General features: G+C 73.5%; 16 protein-coding genes and 1 pseudogene. 12 read left to right on the top strand and 5 right to left on the bottom strand.

The window, feature by feature from the left end; all coding sequences use genetic code 11:
- Positions 1 to 58: 58 nt before the first annotated feature.
- Positions 59 to 724, top strand: a pseudogene (locus tag ABZV94_RS27535) (serine/threonine protein kinase); the annotation flags it as partial.
- A 56-nt stretch (positions 725 to 780) separates the two neighbouring features.
- On the opposite strand, the gene ABZV94_RS27530 reads toward ABZV94_RS27535, so the two are convergent.
- Positions 781 to 1,695, bottom strand: a complete 915-nt coding sequence (locus tag ABZV94_RS27530) for an AraC family transcriptional regulator (protein WP_356344856.1) — start codon at positions 1,693 to 1,695, stop codon at positions 781 to 783.
- Between the two features lie 71 nt (positions 1,696 to 1,766).
- Between ABZV94_RS27530 and ABZV94_RS27525 the strand changes: the two genes are divergently transcribed.
- The 4 genes from ABZV94_RS27525 (at position 1,767) to ABZV94_RS27510 (ending at position 7,321) form a co-directional block, all read left to right on the top strand.
- The gene (locus ABZV94_RS27525; RefSeq protein ID WP_356344854.1) at positions 1,767 to 2,669 is read left to right on the top strand and encodes an MBL fold metallo-hydrolase; all 903 of its coding nucleotides are present in this window, start codon (positions 1,767 to 1,769) and stop codon (positions 2,667 to 2,669) included.
- A gap of 78 nt (positions 2,670 to 2,747) precedes the next feature.
- Positions 2,748 to 3,722, top strand: coding sequence for a serine/threonine-protein kinase (locus tag ABZV94_RS27520; protein WP_356344853.1), 975 nt, complete (start codon positions 2,748 to 2,750; stop codon positions 3,720 to 3,722).
- Positions 3,723 to 3,856: 134 nt separating this feature from the next.
- Positions 3,857 to 5,470 carry a succinic semialdehyde dehydrogenase gene (locus ABZV94_RS27515; RefSeq protein WP_356344851.1) on the top strand — a complete coding sequence of 538 codons (1,614 nt, stop codon included), beginning with the start codon at positions 3,857 to 3,859 and terminating at the stop codon, positions 5,468 to 5,470.
- Between the two features lie 72 nt (positions 5,471 to 5,542).
- Positions 5,543 to 7,321, top strand: coding sequence for a GMC family oxidoreductase (locus ABZV94_RS27510; protein WP_356344849.1), 1,779 nt, complete (start codon positions 5,543 to 5,545; stop codon positions 7,319 to 7,321).
- Positions 7,322 to 7,892: 571 nt separating this feature from the next.
- Here the strand turns inward: ABZV94_RS27510 and ABZV94_RS27505 are convergent.
- On the bottom strand, positions 7,893 to 8,162 hold the full coding sequence (locus tag ABZV94_RS27505) for a chorismate mutase (protein ID WP_356344847.1): 270 nt from the start codon (positions 8,160 to 8,162) through the stop codon (positions 7,893 to 7,895).
- Between the two features lie 279 nt (positions 8,163 to 8,441).
- On the opposite strand from ABZV94_RS27505, the gene guaA reads away from it, so the two are divergent.
- On the top strand, positions 8,442 to 10,022 hold the full coding sequence (guaA, locus tag ABZV94_RS27500; RefSeq protein ID WP_356344845.1) for a glutamine-hydrolyzing GMP synthase: 1,581 nt from the start codon (positions 8,442 to 8,444) through the stop codon (positions 10,020 to 10,022).
- Positions 10,023 to 10,072: 50 nt separating this feature from the next.
- Here guaA and ABZV94_RS27495 read toward each other — a convergent pair whose 3' ends face one another.
- On the bottom strand, positions 10,073 to 10,549 hold the full coding sequence (locus ABZV94_RS27495) for a pyridoxamine 5'-phosphate oxidase family protein (protein ID WP_356344862.1): 477 nt from the start codon (positions 10,547 to 10,549) through the stop codon (positions 10,073 to 10,075).
- 148 nt (positions 10,550 to 10,697) lie between these two features.
- On the opposite strand from ABZV94_RS27495, the gene ABZV94_RS27490 reads away from it, so the two are divergent.
- From ABZV94_RS27490 to ABZV94_RS27475, 4 genes are all read left to right on the top strand, one after another.
- Complete coding sequence (locus ABZV94_RS27490; RefSeq protein WP_356344843.1) at positions 10,698 to 11,492, top strand: class II aldolase/adducin family protein; 795 nt, start codon at positions 10,698 to 10,700, stop codon at positions 11,490 to 11,492.
- A 205-nt stretch (positions 11,493 to 11,697) separates the two neighbouring features.
- Complete coding sequence (locus ABZV94_RS27485; protein WP_356344841.1) at positions 11,698 to 12,978, top strand: hypothetical protein; 1,281 nt, start codon at positions 11,698 to 11,700, stop codon at positions 12,976 to 12,978.
- Positions 12,975 to 13,490 carry a hypothetical protein gene (locus tag ABZV94_RS27480; protein WP_356344839.1) on the top strand — a complete coding sequence of 172 codons (516 nt, stop codon included), beginning with the start codon at positions 12,975 to 12,977 and terminating at the stop codon, positions 13,488 to 13,490. The genes ABZV94_RS27485 and ABZV94_RS27480 overlap by 4 nt, the downstream gene beginning before the upstream one ends.
- A 539-nt stretch (positions 13,491 to 14,029) precedes the next feature.
- Positions 14,030 to 14,557 (top strand): DoxX family protein, encoded by a 528-nt coding sequence (locus ABZV94_RS27475; protein ID WP_356344837.1) that lies wholly within the window; start codon positions 14,030 to 14,032, stop codon positions 14,555 to 14,557.
- Here the strand turns inward: ABZV94_RS27475 and ABZV94_RS27470 are convergent.
- Together ABZV94_RS27470 and ABZV94_RS27465 are read right to left on the bottom strand one after the other, a co-directional pair.
- Positions 14,548 to 14,763, bottom strand: a complete 216-nt coding sequence (locus tag ABZV94_RS27470) for a hypothetical protein (protein WP_356344836.1) — start codon at positions 14,761 to 14,763, stop codon at positions 14,548 to 14,550. The two genes, ABZV94_RS27475 and ABZV94_RS27470, sit on opposite strands and share 10 nt — an antisense overlap.
- Positions 14,750 to 16,192 (bottom strand): PspC domain-containing protein, encoded by a 1,443-nt coding sequence (locus ABZV94_RS27465; RefSeq protein ID WP_356344834.1) that lies wholly within the window; start codon positions 16,190 to 16,192, stop codon positions 14,750 to 14,752. Before ABZV94_RS27465 ends, ABZV94_RS27470 begins: the two co-directional genes overlap by 14 nt.
- Before the next feature lie 221 nt (positions 16,193 to 16,413).
- On the opposite strand from ABZV94_RS27465, the gene ABZV94_RS27460 reads away from it, so the two are divergent.
- Entirely contained in the window at positions 16,414 to 17,703 is a 1,290-nt protein-coding gene (locus ABZV94_RS27460) for a PspC domain-containing protein (RefSeq protein ID WP_356344832.1), read from the top strand.
- Positions 17,700 to 18,443 (top strand): response regulator transcription factor, encoded by a 744-nt coding sequence (locus ABZV94_RS27455; protein WP_356344830.1) that lies wholly within the window; start codon positions 17,700 to 17,702, stop codon positions 18,441 to 18,443. Before ABZV94_RS27460 ends, ABZV94_RS27455 begins: the two co-directional genes overlap by 4 nt.
- The last annotated feature ends 7 nt before the right edge of the window (positions 18,444 to 18,450 follow it).

The raw sequence follows: 18,450 nt of genomic DNA, 5'->3' as shown, positions 1-18,450 counted from the left end.
GTGATGTCGTAGATCTGCTTGGGGACGGCGACGGCGGTGAGCTGGCTGCCGACGGCGGTCGGCCGCGGCGCTGCTGCTGCACGGGAGCGGGGACGGGGGCGGCGGCACCCCGGGCGGTACCGCGACGAGCCCGGCGACCCGGACCGGCACGGGAGGCACGGCGGTCTCCCCGTCGCCGACCGGCACCGGTCCGGGAGGCACGGCCGTCTCCCCGTCACCGACCGGGACGGCACCGCCCCCGACCCCGTCGCCCGGCCGCAGCGCCGGCTCGCGCACCGCGCCCTCCGGTTACCGCACGGCCCGGGACCCGGCCGGCTTCTCCCTCGCCGTACCGGAGGACTTCACCCGCAGCCCGCAGGGCCCACGGGTCTTCTACCTCTCGCCGGGCGAGACCTTCCGCCTGGGCGTCCGGGTCGGCGGCTCCCAGCCGGGCGGTCCCGAGGCGGCGATGAACCGCTCCGCCGCCGACGGCCCGTCCACCAACCCCGGTTACCACGACGGCCGGGTCGTCCGGACCACGCACCACGGCCACCCGGCCGCGCTCTGGGAGTTCACCTGGGACGGCTTCAGCGCGGCGGAGGGCCCGCGCCACACCTACGACCTGTGCTGGGAGGAGAACGGCCGGCTGTACGACGTGTGGGTGTCGGCGCCGGTCGGGAAGGTGCGGGAGGCGCGGGAGTACTTCGACGTGGCCGTCGACACGTTCTCGGCCACGGGTGCGTGACCGGTTCGCCCTCCCGGCGGATGCGGGCGGCGGGGACACGGACGCACCGGCCTCGGCTACCCGGGCGCCCTGAGCCCCCGGTACGCGCTCGGTGTGATCCCGAACTCCCGGCTGAAGGCGTGCGAGAGGGCGTACGGGCTGCCGTACCCCGTCTCCCGCGCCACCGTCGCGAGCGGCGCGTCGGTCTCGCGCAGCCGGGTCGCCGCCAGGGTCAGCCGCCACCAGGTGAGGTACGCCATCGGGGGCCGGCCGACCAGCGCGGTGAAGCGGCGCGCGAGCGTGGCCCGGGACACGCCGGCCTCGGCGGCCAGCCGGGCGGCGGTCCAGGGGGCGGCCGGATCGGAGTGCACGGCGCGCAGCGCGGCCGTCGTCACCGGGTCGTTCAGCACCGCCGGCCACGCGCCCGTCTGCGCCTCGGCCATCCACGCCCGGACCAGGTAGACCAGCAGCAGGTCCAGCAGGCTGGGCAGGGCGAGGCAGCCGCCGGGCCGACGTTCCGCCAGCTCGCCCGCCAACAGGCCGACGGCCGCTCGCAGTTCGGGGTGGCCGCCCGTCCGGTGGGGCAGGTGCACCACCTGCGGCAGCTCGGCCATCAGCGGATGGGTGCGGCTGCGGTCGAGACGGTACTTGCCGCACAGCAGCTCCACCTCGGGCCCGGGCCCGCGAGGCCGTACGTCCGTGTCCCGCAGCTCCTCGAAGGGCACCGGCCGCCGCACCTCCGCCGGCTCCGCCGCCGCGTGCGCCAGCACGTGCCCGGCGCCGTGCGGCAGCAGCACCACGTCCCCCGGTCCCAGGGCGACCGGCGCGCCGCCCCCGTCCGGCAGGAGCAGGCAGGAGCCGTCCAGGACGACGTGGAAACCCGCGCCGTCGTACGGCGCCAGCCGGACGCACCAGGCCCCGGCCACCCGCAGCCGGTGGGAGGAGGGGCTGCCGACCCGGACCGCCGCGATCGCGTCGCTGACCACATCCATGAGACGACAGCGTATGCGCATGAGCCAAGCACGCATTGGAACGCTCATCGTGGGTCCCTAAGGTCCTCGGTATGACCGAAGACCGCGTACCACGTCTGCTGATCGGTGACGTCGAGGTGCTCCGCATCGTCGAGTGGCAGGGGCCGTACGTGCCCGCCGCCGACCTGGTGCCGGGGTGCGGGCCGAAGGTGTGGGAGGAGCATGCGGCGCAGCTCGTCCCCGACCACCGGGAGGCCGCCGGCGGCCGGGCGGTGGTGGCCCTCCAGACCTGGGTGCTGCGCAGCGGGGGACGCACCGTGCTGGTCGACACCGGGGTCGGCAACGGCCGGGAACGGCCCGGCAATCCGCTCTTCCACCGGCGGCAGGGCGACTTCCTGGGCCGGCTGGAGCGGGCGGGCGTCCGGCCGGGGGACGTCGACGTCGTGATCAACACGCACCTGCACGCGGACCACGTCGGCTGGAACACCCTGGACGCCGGCGGTGAGTGGGTGCCGGCCTTTCCCGGCGCGCGCTATCTCCTCCCGGCCGCCGACGACCACCACTTCGGCCCGGCGGGCGGCTACGCGGGCGGCGCGCGCCCCGTGGACCGGCTGGTCTACGAGGACAGCGTCGCGCCCGTGCACCGGGCCGGGCAGGCGGTGGTGTGGGAGGACACCTACCGCGTCGACGAGCACCTCGTGCTGGAGGCCGCGCCCGGCCACACACCGGGCTCCGCCGTCCTGCGGGTCGAGTCGCGCGGCGAACGGGCGGTGTTCGTCGGCGACCTGCTGCACAGTCCGGTGCAGATCCTGCGGCCCGAGTGCAGCAGCTGCTTCTGCCTCGACCCGGGGCAGGCGGCGCGGACCCGGCAGCGGGTACTGCAACGGGCGGCGGACGAGCGGGCGTTGGTGGTGCCGGCGCACTTCGGCGGGGCCGGGGCGGTTCAGGTGCGCGAGGCCGCGCACGGCTTCGCCCTGCACCGGTGGGCCGCGTGACCGCCCGTCCCCGTCCCCCGGCCGGGTTTCCGACCTCCCGCTTCGACAACGGCGTGGTGCGCACGGTACTCATGTGACATGACTGAAGACGGCGAACACCCGCCCGACGCACGTCTGATCGGCGGTCGTTACCGGCTGGCCGGGCGCCTCGGATCGGGGCCGTCCGGGACCGTGTGGCGCGCCCGGGACGAACAGGGGGAGGCGCTGGTCGCCGTCAAGGAGCCCCTCGTGCCCGGCGACCCGGCCGCCGACGAGGACAGCCGGCGCGTCGCGCACCGGCTCCACCACGAGGCCCGGGCCGCCACCCGGGTGCGGCACCCGTCGGCCGTGACGGTGTACGACGTCGTCACCGAGGGCGGCATCCCCTGGATCGTCATGGAGCTGGTGGCCGGCGAGTCCCTGCGCGAGGTGCTGCGCCGCGGGCCGCTCCCCGCCGACGAGGCCGCGCGCATCGCGCTCGCCGTGCTCGGTGCCCTGCGCGCCGCCCACGCCGTCGGCATCGTGCACCGGGACGTCAAACCGGCCAACGTGCTGCTGGAGGCCGGTACCGGGCGGGTCGTCCTCACCGACTTCGGCATCGGCGACTCGCACGCGGAGGACGCGCCCGCCGGCTTCGTCGCCCCCGAGCGGGCGGCGGGGCCCGGCGCCGGCCCGGCCTCCGACCTGTGGTCCCTGGGCGCCCTGCTCCGCGCCACCCTGGGCGACACGGACCCCGGCCCGCTGGGCCCGCTGCTGGACCGGCTGCACGCCGACGAGCCGGCGGCCCGGCCGGACGCGGCGGAGGTCGAGGCGGCTCTGCGCGACTACCTGGGGCTCACCGCCGTACCGGAACAGGCCCGGGAACCCCACCCGCCGGCCCCCGACCCGGACCCGGGCCCGGCGTCCGGCCCCGACCCGGCGTCCGGCCCCGACCCGGCCCCCGGCCCCGCACCGGCCACCGACCCGGAACCCGACACCGCACCCTCCCGCGGGCCCGGCCCCGCGCCGGCGCCCCGCCGCACCCCTCTCACCGCCCTCGGCCTGCTCCTCACCAGAAAGACCGAGGTCGACTGAGCGCGCTCTGCTCCCGGCCCAACGCCCTGATCAGCGCATTCGCTGCCAGTGATCACTGGCAGCGAGTGAGCAGACGGTGAATCCGCGTTACCGACGGGTACACAAAGCCTCCGCCGCGGCATACCCTGCGCGTCATGACGGACACGCAGGCCCCGGACATCGCCGGTACCAACCCGCTCGCGCCCGCGCCCGAGGGCGCCCGCACCGCCGCCGACGTGGTCACCCCGGAGTTGGTGGCCCAGCTCACCAAGGGCGTCGTCGGCTCCGGCCGCACCGCCAACCACACCCCGTTCACCGGCGAGAAACTGGCCGACCTGCCCGAGTCCACCCCGCAGGACGTCGCCGAGGCCTTCGACGCGGCCCGCGCCGCCCAGGCCGTATGGGCGAAGGTGCCGGTCCGGCAGCGGGCCGCCGTCCTGCTCCGCTTCCACGACCTGGTGCTGCAGCGGCAGGCCGAGGTCCTCGACCTGATCCAGCTGGAGACCGGCAAGGCCCGTCTGCACGCGCACGAGGAGGTGCAGGCCGTCGCCGTCGCGGCCCGCCACTACGGCCGCCGGGCCGCCGCGTACCTGAAGCCCAAGCGGCACGCGGGCGCCATGCCGACGCTGACGAAGGTCACCGAACTGCGCCACCCGCGCGGGGTGGTGGGCCAGATCGCCCCCTGGAACTACCCGCTGGAGCTGTCCGTCGGCGACGCGCTGCCCGCCTTCGCCGCCGGCAACGCCGTCGTGATGAAGCCGGACACGGAGACCTGCCTCACCGGGCTGTGGGCCCGTGACCTGCTCATCGAGGCCGGCCTGCCCGAGGGCGTCTTCCAGGTCGTCCTCGGCGAGGGGCCCGTCGTCGGCCCGGAGCTGGTCAAGCACGCCGACTACGTCTCGTTCACCGGCTCCACCCGCACCGGCCGCGAGGTCGCCGTCGGCGCCGCCTCCCGCCTGGTCGGCGTCTCCCTCGAACTCGGCGGCAAGAACGCCATGCTGGTGCTGGAGGACGCCGACATCGAGAAGGCCGCCGCCGGAGCCGTCCGCGCCTGCTTCTCCTCCGCCGGACAGCTGTGCATCTCCATCGAGCGGCTGTACGTCCACGAGTCGGTCGCCGACGCCTTCCTGGAGCGGTTCGCCGCCCGCACCAGGGCCATGCGGCTCGGCAACTCCCTCGCCTACGGCGCCGACATGGGCTCGCTGGTCGGCGAACGCCAGCTGAAGACCGTGCGGAGGCACGTGGAGGAGGCCGTCGCCAAGGGCGCGAAGGTGATCGCCGGCGGGGCGGCCCGCCCCGACGTCGGCCCCTACTTCTTCGAGCCCACCATCCTCGACGGCGTCGAGGCCTCCATGGCCGTCTGCGAGGAGGAGACCTTCGGCCCGGTCGTGTCGGTCTACCGCTTCAAGAGCGACGACGAGGCCGTCGAACGCGCCAACGCCACGCCGTACGGCCTGAACGCCTCCGTGTGGACGACGAACGCCCGCCGAGGCCGGGACGTCGCCGCCCGCCTGCGCACCGGCACGGTCAACGTCAACGAGGGCTACGCCCCGGCCTACGGCAGCGTCCAGTCCCCGATGGGCGGCATGAAGGACTCCGGCCTGGGCCGCCGCCACGGCTCCGAGGGCATCCTCAAGTACACCGAGGCGCAGACGGTGGCGCAGCAGCGGCTGCTGCCGATGGCGCCCTCGCTGGGGATGGACGACGAGTCCTACGCCCGCTTCATGAGCACGAGCCTGAAGCTGATGAAGGCATTCCGGTTCCGCTGACCCACCCGGGGGCGCGGGGAGCCGCGCGACCGCCACGGACGACCCGCAGCCGCAACTCGACGAGGAGTACACGTGCCGCAAGACGCCTACGACTACGACGTCCTGATCGTCGGCTCCGGCTTCGGCGGCTCGGTGTCCGCCCTCCGGCTCACCGAGAAGGGGTACAGGGTCGGTGTCCTGGAGGCCGGACGCCGCTTCACCCGCGCCACCCTGCCGAAGAACTCCTGGGACCTGAAGAACTACCTCTGGGCCCCCAGACTCGGCATGTTCGGCATCCAGCGCATCCACCTGCTGGGCAATGTCATGGTGCTGGCCGGCGCGGGCGTCGGCGGCGGCTCCCTCAACTACGCCAACACCCTCTACGTGCCGCCGAAGCCCTTCTTCGAGGATCCCCAGTGGCGGCACATCACCGACTGGCAGGAGGAGCTGAAGCCGTACTACGACCAGGCCCGGCGCATGCTGGGCGTGCGGCTCAACCCCACCATGACCCCCTCCGACGTCCACCTGAAGGCGGCGGCCGAGCGGATGGGCGTCGGCGACACCTTCCATCTCGCCCCGGTGGGCGTCTTCTTCGGCGACGGCAAGGACGCCGACGGCAAGGCGAAGGCCCGGCCCGGCGAGCAGGTGAGCGACCCGTACTTCGGCGGGGCCGGTCCCGACCGGAGGGCCTGCACGGAGTGCGGCGAGTGCATGACCGGCTGCCGGCACGGCGCGAAGAACACCCTCAACGAGAACTACCTCCACCTCGCCGAGAAGGCCGGCGCGGTCGTGCACCCCATGACCACGGTCGTGTCCGTCACGGACGACTCCCGCGGCGGCTACGCGGTGGCGACCCTGCCGACGGACCGGAAGAAGAAGGGCGAGGGCCGGCTCTTCACCGCCCGCAGGGTGATCCTCGCGGCCGGCACCTACGGCACCCAGACCCTCCTGCACCGCATGAAGGCCGGTGGTCAGCTGCCGTACCTGTCCGCCCGGCTCGGCGACCTGACCCGGACCAACTCCGAGGCCCTGGTCGGCGCGCAGACCGACAACCGCCGCTACCGCAAGGCGACCGGCGCGCCGCGGGCCGACTTCACGCGCGGCGTCGCCATCACCTCCTCGATCCACCCCGACGAGAACACCCACATCGAGCCGGTCCGGTACGGCAAGGGCTCCAACTCGATGGGCGGCCTGTCCATCCTCCAGGTGCCCTACGCCGAGGGTTCCTCGCGCGTCCTGGCCTGGCTGGCGAACGCGGCCCGGCACCCGCTGCTGGTCGCCCGCTCCCTGTCCAACCGGCGCTGGTCGGAGCGGACCATCATCGGCCTGGTCATGCAGTCCCTGGACAACTCGCTGACCACGTACCTGAAGCCGGACGGGGTCGGCAAGGGCCTGCTCACCGCCCGGCAGGGGCACGGCGCGCCGAACCCCAAGCAGATCAGGGCCGCGACCGAGGCCGCCTCCGCGCTCGCCGCCGAGATCAACGGCTTCGCCGGCAGCAACGTCGGCGAACTGATGGGCACCCCGCTCACCGCCCACTTCCTGGGCGGCTGCCCCATCGGCGACTCCCCGGAGACGGGGGTGATCGACCCGTACCACCGGCTCTACGGCCACCCCGGCATCTCGGTCGTGGACGGCGCCGCGGTCTCGGCGAACCTGGGCGTGAACCCGTCGCTGACGATCACCGCGCAGGCCGAGCGGGCGATGTCGTTCTGGCCGAACAAGGGCGAGGAGGACCCGCGGCCGGCGCCCGGTGCGGCGTACGAGCGGCTGAAGCCGGTGGAGCCGCAGGCCCCGGTGGTCCCGGCGGACGCGTTCGGCGCGCTGCGGCTGCCGTTCCTGGGGATGCCGGCGGTACCGCCGAAGAAGTGACCGGGACGGCGGGGGCGCCCGGTACGGATGGACCGGAAGGGCACAGAGGGACCTGCATCCCCCTCCGAAGGCAGGTCCCTCTCACCGTTTTCTTGATCCGGCAGGTTTGATCAGCGAAAACCGTGAAGGGTTGCTCTGGAGACCGGGGATTTGCATGTGAGCTGAGTCACATAGCGGTGCGGACGTGACGAAGGGCCCCGCGGGACGGAGAGGCCGCGGGGCCCTTCTTCCAGTCAGCACCGGCGTCAGGGCAGCGCCGGTGCCGGGGAGCGGCGCCGGGGGGTTGCGCCGCTTGTTCCTGTGCCCTGTCTGTAGTTGTCGGTGTTCCGCCGGCCGGCCCCGGGCGTCCCCGGAGCCGGCCGTTCTCTTGGGTGACCGGGCTGCTGTCCCCTGCCGTCCGGTCACTTCCTGGAGCGAGGTCCCACGGCGTACGGCACGACCCGTACGCCTCATCGCTCCAGCGAGCCACGCGTGGTTCTTTCGGGCCCGCCCCTGGCTGGCACGGACACCCCCCTCAACGAAGCGGTGCGCGGCCCGGTCACGCGCCGTACGGGTGAGAGCGGGGCCGAACTCAGATACGACCCCGGCTCAGCTCCAGCAGGGTCATGGCGAGGGCGGTGCCGGGCTTGCCGAGCGCGTCCCGGTAGCGGCCGAGGATCTCCATCTCCCGGGACAGGTGCACCCGCCGCCCGCCCGAGGCGATACGGGTCTGCTGGACGACGGCGGAGACGGCCATCCGCTCCTGCACGAGCCCGATGATCCGGTCGTCGAGCGCGTCGATGCGCTCACGGGCGTCGGCGATGATCGCCTCCGGTGCGGTGTCCGGTGTGGTGGTGGTCATGTCGGGCTCCTCGCTGGGATGAGTGCCCCGGAACGACACGGCCCGGAGAAACGGCAGACGCCCCGGGCCTTGTCGGCCCGGGGCGCCTGGGAAGTCGCTTGGCGTCAGCTCAAGCAGCACGACCATGGCAGCCGGCGGGCCGGATGCCATAGGTAAAGACGAAGGTCGAGTGCTTGCGCATGCCGTCAGTATGCCACGGCGGCTTCTCTCGAAAGGTCCCCCGGCCGCCCCGTTAGAATCGGAAGCACAGACCCCCGCCCGACCACCAGAAGGCACCCCGTGTCATCAGCGACCCAGTCTGCCGCCACCCCCGACACCGTCCTGGTCGTCGACTTCGGCGCGCAGTACGCCCAGCTCATCGCCCGACGCGTCCGCGAGGCGCGGGTCTACAGCGAGATCGTGCCCAGCACCATGCCGGTCGCCGAGATGCTCGCCAAGAACCCCGCGGCGATCATCCTCTCCGGCGGCCCCTCGTCCGTGTACGAGGAGGGCGCCCCCACCCTCGACCGCGAGATCTTCGAGGCCGGCGTCCCCGTCTTCGGCATGTGCTACGGCTTCCAGCTCATGGCGCAGGCCCTCGGCGGCACGGTCGACAACACCGGCGCCCGCGAGTACGGCCGGACCGACCTGCACGTCGCCAGGAGCTCCTCCACCCTCTTCGAGGGCACGCCGGCCGAGCAGCACGTGTGGATGTCCCACGGCGACGCCTGCTCCGCCGCCCCCGAGGGCTTCGCGGTCACCGCCTCCACGGACGTCGTCCCGGTCGCCGCGTTCGAGAACGACGAGAAGAAGCTCTACGGCGTCCAGTACCACCCCGAGGTCATGCACTCCACGCACGGCCAGCAGGTGCTGGAGCACTTCCTGTACCGCGGTGCCGGCCTGGAGCCGAACTGGACCACCGGCAACGTGATCGAGGAGCAGGTCGAGGCCATCCGCGAGCTGGTCGGCGACAAGCGCGCGATCTGCGGCCTGTCCGGCGGCGTGGACTCCGCCGTCGCCGCCGCCCTCGTCCAGAAGGCCATCGGCTCCCAGCTGACCTGCGTGTACGTCGACCACGGCCTGATGCGCAAGGGCGAGACCGAGCAGGTCGAGAAGGACTTCGTCGCGGCCACCGGCGTGCAGCTGAAGGTGGTCGACGCCGAGGAGCGCTTCCTCAAGGCGCTCGCCGGGGTCAGCGACCCCGAGGAGAAGCGGAAGATCATCGGCCGGGAGTTCATCCGCGTCTTCGAGCAGGCGCAGGCCGAGATCATCGCCGACGAGGGTCCCGCCGTGGAGTTCCTGGTCCAGGGCACCCTCTACCCGGACGTGGTCGAGTCCGGCGGCGGCACCGGCACCGCGAACATCAAGTCGCACCACAACGTCGGCGGCCTGCCCGAGGACCTCGAGTTCAAGCTCATCGAGCCGCTGCGCAAGCTGTTCAAGGACGAGGTCCGCATGGTCGGCCAGGAGCTGGGCCTGCCGGAAGAGATCGTCCAGCGCCAGCCCTTCCCCGGCCCCGGCCTCGGCATCCGCATCGTCGGCGAGGTCACCAAGGAGCGCCTCGACCTGCTGCGCGAGGCCGACGCCATCGCCCGCGAGGAGCTGACCGCGGCCGGCCTGGACCGCGACATCTGGCAGTGCCCGGTCGTCCTGCTCGCCGACGTGCGCAGCGTGGGCGTCCAGGGCGACGGCCGCACCTACGGCCACCCGATCGTCCTGCGCCCCGTCTCCTCCGAGGACGCGATGACGGCCGACTGGTCGCGACTGCCCTACGACGTGCTGGCGAAGATCTCCACCCGCATCACCAACGAGGTCCGTGACGTCAACCGGGTCGTCCTCGACGTGACGAGCAAGCCGCCGGGCACGATCGAGTGGGAGTAGTCCTCCCGGGGGTCCGGGAGTGGCCTTCCTGAGTCCCGGAGTGGTCCTCCCTAGGTCCGCTTGAGAGTGCGCACCGGCTCTCCGGGCCGCCAGACCTGGGTGACCAGATACGTGTCGTCCTCGACGTAGGTCCGTACGACCTCCGTCAGCTCGGTGCGGAAGAGGTGGAACGGCTGCGGCGGTTCCACCTCTTTCACGTACGCGGCCCTGGTCTCGCCGTCCTCCACCTCGTACGCCCGTCCGCCGATCCGGACGTCGCCGCCGCCCATGTCCGTGCCCGCGCCCGGGTTGGCCTGGAGGCAGAACCGGGGGTCGCGGCGCAGGTCGAGGGCCTTCACCGAGCCCGGCATCATGCCGAGCCACAGCTCCCCGCCGAGGAAACGGACCTCGATCCCGCAGGTGCGGGGGGAGCCGTCCTTGCGCAGGGTCGCGAGGACATGGTGCCGGTGGGCGCCGAAACGCGCCTGCGCGGTCGTCGCCAGTACGGGCGCGGCGGTCCCGAAGGCCGCCCAGTTCACAGGGGTCATGACGGTCATGGGGAGCAGCCTCCCCGGGAATCCGGACATCTTCTGTCGGATATGCGCAGCGCACGGCATCTTCACGGCACGGCTCTGCCCTTTTGCGCTGCCCGACGGTACCTTCCGGCCGTACCGCAGTCCCCGTACGGGAGGATCCATGCACGGGCCCACGCCGCCCCTGCCGCTGCCCACCGACCAGCTGCAGTTCGCCATGCCGCCGATGCACGACTCGGCCGAGGACGAGCGCCGGCACCGCAAGGAGCGGCTCGCGGGCGCCCTGCGCATCTTCGGGCGGGCGGGGTTCGAGGACGGGGTGTCCGGACACATCACCGCCCGGGACCCGGAGTTCACCGACTGCTTCTGGGTCAACCCCTTCGGGATGCCGTTCCGGCACGTCACCGTCGGCGATCTGGTCCTCGTCAACCAGGACGGACAGGTCGTCGAGGGCCGCTACCACGTCAACCAGGCCGCGTTCACCGTGCACGCCCAGGTGCACGCCGCCCGCCCCGACGTCGTCGCCGTCGCCCACTGCCACTCCGTGCACGGCCGCGCCCTCGCCGCCCTGGGTGACCTCATCGACCCCATCACCCAGGAGAGCTGCGCCTTCTACGAGGACCTCGCCCTGTACGACGCCTACACCGGCGTCACCGTGGACGCCGAGGAGGGCCGCCGGATCGCCGGCGCGCTGGGCTCTCGCAAGGCCCTCGTGCTGCGCAACCACGGGCTGCTCACCGTCGGGGACTCGGTGGACGCGGCCGCCTGGTGGTTCCTGTCCCTGGACCGGTCCTGCCAGGTGCAGCTGCTGGCCAGGGCGGCGGGCCGGCCGGTCCTCATCGACCACAAGCTCGCCGTCGCCACCCGCGAGCAGCTCGGCGGCGACCTCGTGGCCTGGATCAACTACCAGCCCCTGTGGCAGGACATCAGCCGCAGCGAACCGGACCTGCTCAGCTGACCCCCGCGGCGGTGCGGTCCGGGCCGGTCCGGCGCCGGGTCAACACCGTGGTCCCGGCTTCACCCCCGATGACCCGGCCCCTGCGTCCTCCAGGGCCCGGAGTAGGGCACAATTCGCTGTCGGCACAGGGGAGTTGCCGGCCGTCATGCGCACCGCGGGTGCCGGGGGCCGGATCGGCAGGTCGCGGGGAAGGCGGGCGTCGGGCGTGGCGGTGCAGGAGGCGAGAGGGCACACGGATGCCGACGGCGTCCACGAGGGCGGCTGCACCTGCGGGGACTGTCCGCACGGCGCCCGTGAGGGACACCGGCGGGCCGTCGCCGCGTTCCTGCGCCGGCGCGACGAGTTCGCCGCCGGCCGGGGACTGCCGGCGGCCGTCGCCCACTCGGCCTCCGCGTCCCGCCAGTGGGTCTCCGAGGAACTGACCCAGCGTGCCGAGGCCGTCGCCGAACAGAGCCGGGCCGAGGGCGCGGTCCGGCTCGCCCGGCTGTGGCTGCGGACGGTGTACGCGGTGTGGGGCGCGGTCACCGCGCTGCTGCTCGCCGAGGCGCTCACCGCGATCGGCGCGGGCTGGACCGGCGCCCGCACCGCGGCCCTGCTCGCCGCGCTCGTCGTCGCCGCCGCGCTCACCACCGCTTGCTTCTTCCACCGGGCGCGCGGCGGGGCGCTCGCGCCGGTGATCGGCGATGACAACCGCGTCTCCACCTCCCGTACCGTCGCCGCCTGCTGGGTCCTGTTCGTCGCCTACGCCGTCCTGTTGCTGGCCGCCCGCCTGGCCGCCGCCTCCGACCACGCCGAACGCGACGCGTTGCTCTCCGGCCTCGACCTGGCACGCGGCGCGGGCGTGGTGACCGTCCTCGCAGTGGTGTGCGGCGTCGCCGTCCTGGTCCGCCGGGTGGTGGGGCTGCGTATCCTCGCCCAGCGGCTGCAGAAGGTCCCCGCCCACCGGCCGCGCGCCGCCGACCTGCTCACCGACGACTCCGGCCGGGGCGCCTTCACCGACATCCAGTACGTCGCCATCAGCGCCGTCGCCCTGCTGTTCGCCGCCGTACGCCTGGCCCGCCGCCCCGACCAGCTGCCCGACCTGCCCTGGGGCCTGGGCGTGATCGTGCTGATCTCGGCCGCGACCTACCTCGCCGGCAAGTACGCCGAGGGCGGCCGGCCGGTGATCCTCTCGGTGGTCCGGGCCCGCGAACCCGGCGACCTCGACGGCCCGATCCGCACCGGCGACGACATCGAGATCCGCGGCAGCGGCTTCGTACCGCCCGGCGCCCAGAGCGCTGACCGGCTCTCCCGCATGGTGGTCCGCATCGGCGCGGTCGACGTGCACGTCCCCCTGGTCCCGGTCATGGGCGGTTTCCGCAACCCCACGGACAACGCCCTGACCGTGCCCGTACCGGCCGAGGTGGAGCCCGGCGCGGTGGAAGTGCAGGTGGTGACCGCGGCCGGGGTGGCGACCAACCGGTGCGTCGTCCAGGTGACGGAGTGAACGACCGTCCCGAGACGGGTTTTCAGCGCTGCCAGAACATCGAGGCGTTGTCCGTCCGCCGAGACCGCATCGCCCTCGCACGGCCGGTGCGGCCCACGTACACCGGTGACCGGCTCGCGGCCTCCGTCGTCCGCGTGGGCACCCGGTACGGCATCGACCTCGCCGCCTGCCGGCCCCGGCTGTGGACGGTGCTGCCGGAGGACGTACGGACCGACCTGCGCACCGTCCGCACCCGCTTCGACACCGCCGTGACGGGCTCCGTCTGGGCCGCCGGCTACGCCGTCCTCGGGTGCTTCTGGTGGCCGGCCGCCGTGGCCGCCGTCGTGACAGGACTCCTCGCGCGGCAGCGGGTGCCGCGGGCCGCGGCGGCACTCGCCGAGCACGTGGAGGCCGCGGTCGACGTCCACGTGCGACGACTGGCGGAGGAGATCGGACTCGCCGGACTGACCGACGGACCTGCCGACCGCTGTCTGGGGCGGGCCCTGAACCGCATCGCCCGCAAGGCGATGTGAGGCACGGGCAAGCCCCCTGTGCGGACCACGGGAGACGCGCCTCCGCCGTTCATGGCGACGCCCGAAACGCGGTCGACGTTCATCTGGGATGACTGGCGGAGGGATCGGGCTCGCCGGACTGGCCGACGGACCGGCGACCGCTGTCTGGGGCGGCCCCTGAACGGCATCGCCCGCGAGGCGATGTGAGGCACGGGCAAGCCCCCTGTGCGGACCACGGGAGACGCGCCGCCGCCGTTCATGGCGACGCCCGAAACGCGGTCGACGTCCGCCTGCGACGACTGGCGGAGGAGATCGGACTCGCCGGACTGACCGACGGACCTGCCGACCGCTGTCTGGGGCGGGCCCTGAACCGCATCGCCCGCTAGGCGATGTGAGGCACGGGCAAGCCCCCTGTGCGGCTCGCGGGAGACGCGCCGCCGCCGTTCATGGCGACGCCCGAAATCCGGAAAATCGTTCAGGACAGGATTGAACGGGTTCCCTTCGTCATACGTATGGTCACGTGAGGGGTGCTTCGGCGGGCGAGAGGGCGGCTGGCGGCGATGACTCACGGAATGCGGACGGACAGGAACACCACTCGGCTGGACGGCCACCGCACCTGGCGGGACACCGCCGGCCACTACGCCCTGCTGCCCCTGCGCGTCTTCCTGGGCGTCACCTTCATCTACGCCGGTCTGGACAAGCTCACCGACAGCGCGTTCATGAAGTCCGGCGGCGCCGGCTCCGTCGGTGACACCATGCGCGCGGCCCGCGACTCCGCCGCCATCCCGGCGCTGGTCGACCTGGCCTTGAAGAACCCGGTCGGCTTCGGCTACGCCATCGCCCTCGGTGAACTGGCCGTCGGCATCGGCATCCTGCTCGGCCTGTTCGGCCGGCTCGCCGCACTCGGCGGCGCGCTGATCTCCCTCAGCCTCTGGCTGACGGTGAGCTGGGCGACCACCCCCTACTACTACGGCAACGACCTCGCCTATCTGATGGCCTGGCTCCCCCTGATCCTCGCCGGCACCCCCTACCTCTCCCTCGACGCCGCCTGGCGGGGCAGGCGGCGACTGACCGGCGGCTACCGCTGACCGCCCTCGGCGTCGCCCCGTCTGCGTATCCCCCGGGTCAGCAGCGCCGCGGCGCCGGACAGGCAGAGCCCGCCCATGACCAGCGGGACGACCGCGAACCACGGCGTTACCCACAGACCGCCCGCGTCCCCCGCGAAGGCCACGGCGGTGGCGGTGAAGAAGAGCCCGGCGACCAGCTTCCCGGGCTGGAACTCATGACGCAGCACGGCTGACCTCCACCTGTCCCACACCGACGCCGAGCGTCAGATCCAGCGTGCCGGCCGCCCCGGCCCCCTTGGCCGGCGCCAGCGTCAGCTCCTTGTGCCTGCCGGGCTGCACGTCCACGTCCTTTCCGCTGTCCCCGGGCAACCGGATGTCGCCCACCCCCACCTCGATGCTCAGCCGCACCACCGCGTCCGCCGGCACGATCACCTTCAGCTGCCCCGCGCCCACCCGGGCGTCCGTCGCCACCGTGTGTCCCTTCGCGGGGTGCACCCGGCTCAGGTCCAAGGTGCCCCGCCCGGTGCCGAGGTCGTATTCGGACCGCACCTGGGCCGCCGCGACCGGCTTCCAGGACGTCTCCCGCCAGTCGGTGGTGATGTCCCGGGGCAGCGCCGCCGCCCCGGCGAGCAGCCCCGCCGTGACCAGTGCAAGGAACACCGTGCCGGCGCCGGTGCGGCCCAGGAACGCGCTGAGCGTGATGCCGAGCCCGAACACGGCCAGCGCGCACGCCAGTCCGATCTGAAGGCTGGTGCCCAGCGGGTGCGTGTCCCAGCCGAGCCCGGTGCCCAGGCCGCCCGCCAGCAGGGCGAGCAGGAACACCCAGCCGCCGATCCAGCGCGGGCCGCGCGGTCTCGGGGGCGTGGCCTGCGGCGTCCGTATCGCCCCGGGGTGGGTCCAGGCGGTGGGCATGCCCACGTCCACGACCGAGGTGAGATCGCGCTCGCGGGCGTCGCCGGGCCCCCAGAGGTACCCGGTGCCGCCGACATGGGTGCCGTCCTTGACGATCGGGTCCCGCCACCAGGAGGGGTAGGTGGTGACGACCGGCGGTGCCTGGGCCTCCGGCGGGGCATCTGCCGCGGCCTGGGCGGCCAGGGGGTCGGAGGCGGGGGCGCCGCGGCGCCGCGACCAGTACCCCGCGCCGGCGAGCAGCAGCGAGAGCACCGCGGCGAACGCCAGCACCCCGCCGTTCCTCAGCATCGTCAGGAAGATCCCGCAGCCGACCAGGGCGAACAGCACGGCGGCCAGCGCCTGGCCGTCCACCCGACCCGTGAAGAGCTTGCGCAGCTCGTTCTCGTCCTCGTCCTCGTACGGCACCAGGAGCCAGACGAAGCCGTAGAAGATCAGGCCCAGGCCGCCGGTCGCGGAGAGCACGGCCAGCGTGATCCGGAAGATGACCGGGTCCATGTCGGTCTGCCGGCCGAGCCCCGCGCACACGCCCGCGATCATCTTGTGCCGGCGGTCGCGCCGGAACCGGTCGGGCACCTCGGTGCCCTCCTGCCGCTCCGGCCCGTGCGTGGGGGAGTGGGGGCCGGCGCCGGCCGCCCCCGTCTCTTCCGTCGCGGCGGGCGCGGCATCCGTCGGCCCGGTGCCCGGGGCCGGGCGCGGGCCGGGGCCGGGTCCCGGACCCGTCGCGGCGTGCTCGTGATCCGTCATGCGTCCATGGTGACGGCCCCGCCGCCGCGACGGCAGTCGGGACGACCCTGGGCCAACCCTGAAATCGGCCCTGAGACGGGGCGGGGAACCGTTCGAGCGGCACGGATCGCGGCGCGATGCCCGCCGAACCGCCCACCCGGACCGGCCCCGGCGGAAGATCAGGGGCGTCTCGGGGGCCGACCCTGATGCTCCCTCCCGCCGCTCGTGTGACCATCGTTGGCATGCCGGAAGCCGCAAGCCTGCCACTCGACGACCCGCGGCCCCCGCGCAAGCTCTACCGCAGCAGCGACGGACGCTGGCTCGGCGGAGTGGCGCGGGGGCTCGCCGGGCATCTCGGGCTGCCCGTCATCTGGGTGCGGCTCGCCTTCGTCGGCCTGTTCATGGCCGACGGGCTCGGAGCGCTGCTGTACGCCGCGTTCTGGTTCTTCGTGCCGCTCGGCATCGGCGGCGTCGGCGACCAGAAGCCGTCGCTGGTGGGCACGGAGACCTCGCCGGACGGCCGCCGCAGACTGGTGGCCCGCAAGCCGGACCGGGGACAGATCGTCGCGCTGCTCCTCATGGTCATCGTGTCCATGGTCTTCGTGGGCAGCGTCAACCTGGGCAGCGCGACCAAGGCGTACCTGGTGCCCGCCGTGCTCGTTGCCGCCGGCGTCGCCCTGGTCTGGCGCCAGGCGGACAACGCCCGCCGGGCCCGCTGGGCCGAGGCCGGTCGCCGGCGCCGCACGCTCACCCTGCTCCGCGCGGCAGGCGGCGTCCTGCTCGTCACGGCCGGTGTCTCCGCCATCTTCGTCCTCCAGGGGTCGACCGCCCACCTCGGCGCCGTCCTCCAGGCGGCACTCGCTGTCCTCGTCGGCATCACCCTGCTCGCCGGCCCCTACCTGGTCCGCATGACCCAGGACCTCTCCGAGGAGCGTCTGATGCGCATCCGCGCCCAGGAACGCGCCGAGGTCGCCGCCCATGTCCACGACTCCGTGCTGCACACCCTCACCCTGATCCAGCGCAACGCCGACAACGCGGGCGAGGTGCGCCGCCTCGCCCGCGCCCAGGAACGCGACCTGCGCACCTGGCTGTACAAGCCGGAGGGCACCGGCAAGGACGAGGCCGACGAGCCGGACACGGTCGCCGAGGCGGTGCGCCGCAACGCCGCCGAGGTGGAGGACAAGCACGGCGTGCCCATCGAGGTCGTGATCGTCGGCGACTGCGCGCTCGACGAGAGGACCGGTGCGCAGATGCAGGCCGCGCGCGAGGCGATGGTGAACGCGGCCAAGTACGGTGGCGAGGGCGGTGCCGTACAGGTCTACGCCGAAGTCGAGGGAAGGACGGTCTTCGTGTCCGTGCGCGACCGCGGCCCCGGCTTCGACCCCGACGCGATACCCGCCGACCGCATGGGTGTCAGAGAATCGATCATCGGCCGCATGGAGCGCAACGGCGGCACGGCCCGGCTGCGGGCGGTGCCGGGCGGCGGCACCGAGGTCGAGCTGGAGATGGAGAGGGCGGAGAAGACGTCATGAGCGACGCGACCGAGGCGAACGGCACGGCGGGAGCGGCGGAGCCGGCCGAGTCCGGCCGGACCGGTGCCGGCGCGGGCGGGCGGCACGTCCGGGTGGTGCTGGTGGACGACCACCGCATGTTCCGTACCGGCGTCCAGGCCGAGATCGGGCAGACCGCCGAGACCGGGGTCGAGGTGGTCGGCGAGGCCGCGGACGTCGACCAGGCGGTCGCGGTCATCACCGCCACCCGGCCCGAGGTCGTCCTGCTCGACGTCCACCTGCCGGGCGGCGGCGGGGTCGAAGTGCTGCGCCGGTGCGCGGCGTTGATGGCGGACGCCGAGCAGCCGGTCCGCTTCCTCGCGCTGTCCGTGTCGGACGCGGCGGAGGACGTGATCGGGGTGATCCGCGGCGGCGCCCGCGGCTATGTCACCAAGACCATCACCGGTACCGACCTGGTCGACTCCATCTTCCGCGTCCAGGAGGGCGACGCCGTCTTCTCCCCGCGGCTGGCCGGGTTCGTCCTGGACGCCTTCGCCTCCACGGACGCCCCGCCGGTGGACGAGGATCTGGACCGCCTCACCCAGCGGGAACGCGAGGTACTGCGCCTGATCGCCCGGGGCTACGCCTACAAGGAGATCGCCAAGCAGCTGTTCATCTCCGTGAAGACGGTGGAGTCCCATGTCTCGGCCGTCCTGCGCAAGCTCCAGCTGTCCAACCGGCATGAGCTGACCCGGTGGGCGACCGCGCGCCGGCTGGTCTGACCCCTGC

It is taken from the genome of Streptomyces sp. NPDC004658 (assembly GCF_040609555.1).
Classification (GTDB): domain Bacteria; phylum Actinomycetota; class Actinomycetes; order Streptomycetales; family Streptomycetaceae; genus Streptomyces.
Note: the sequence above shows the minus strand (reverse complement) of the source record. Positions and strands in the feature narration are given on the sequence as shown.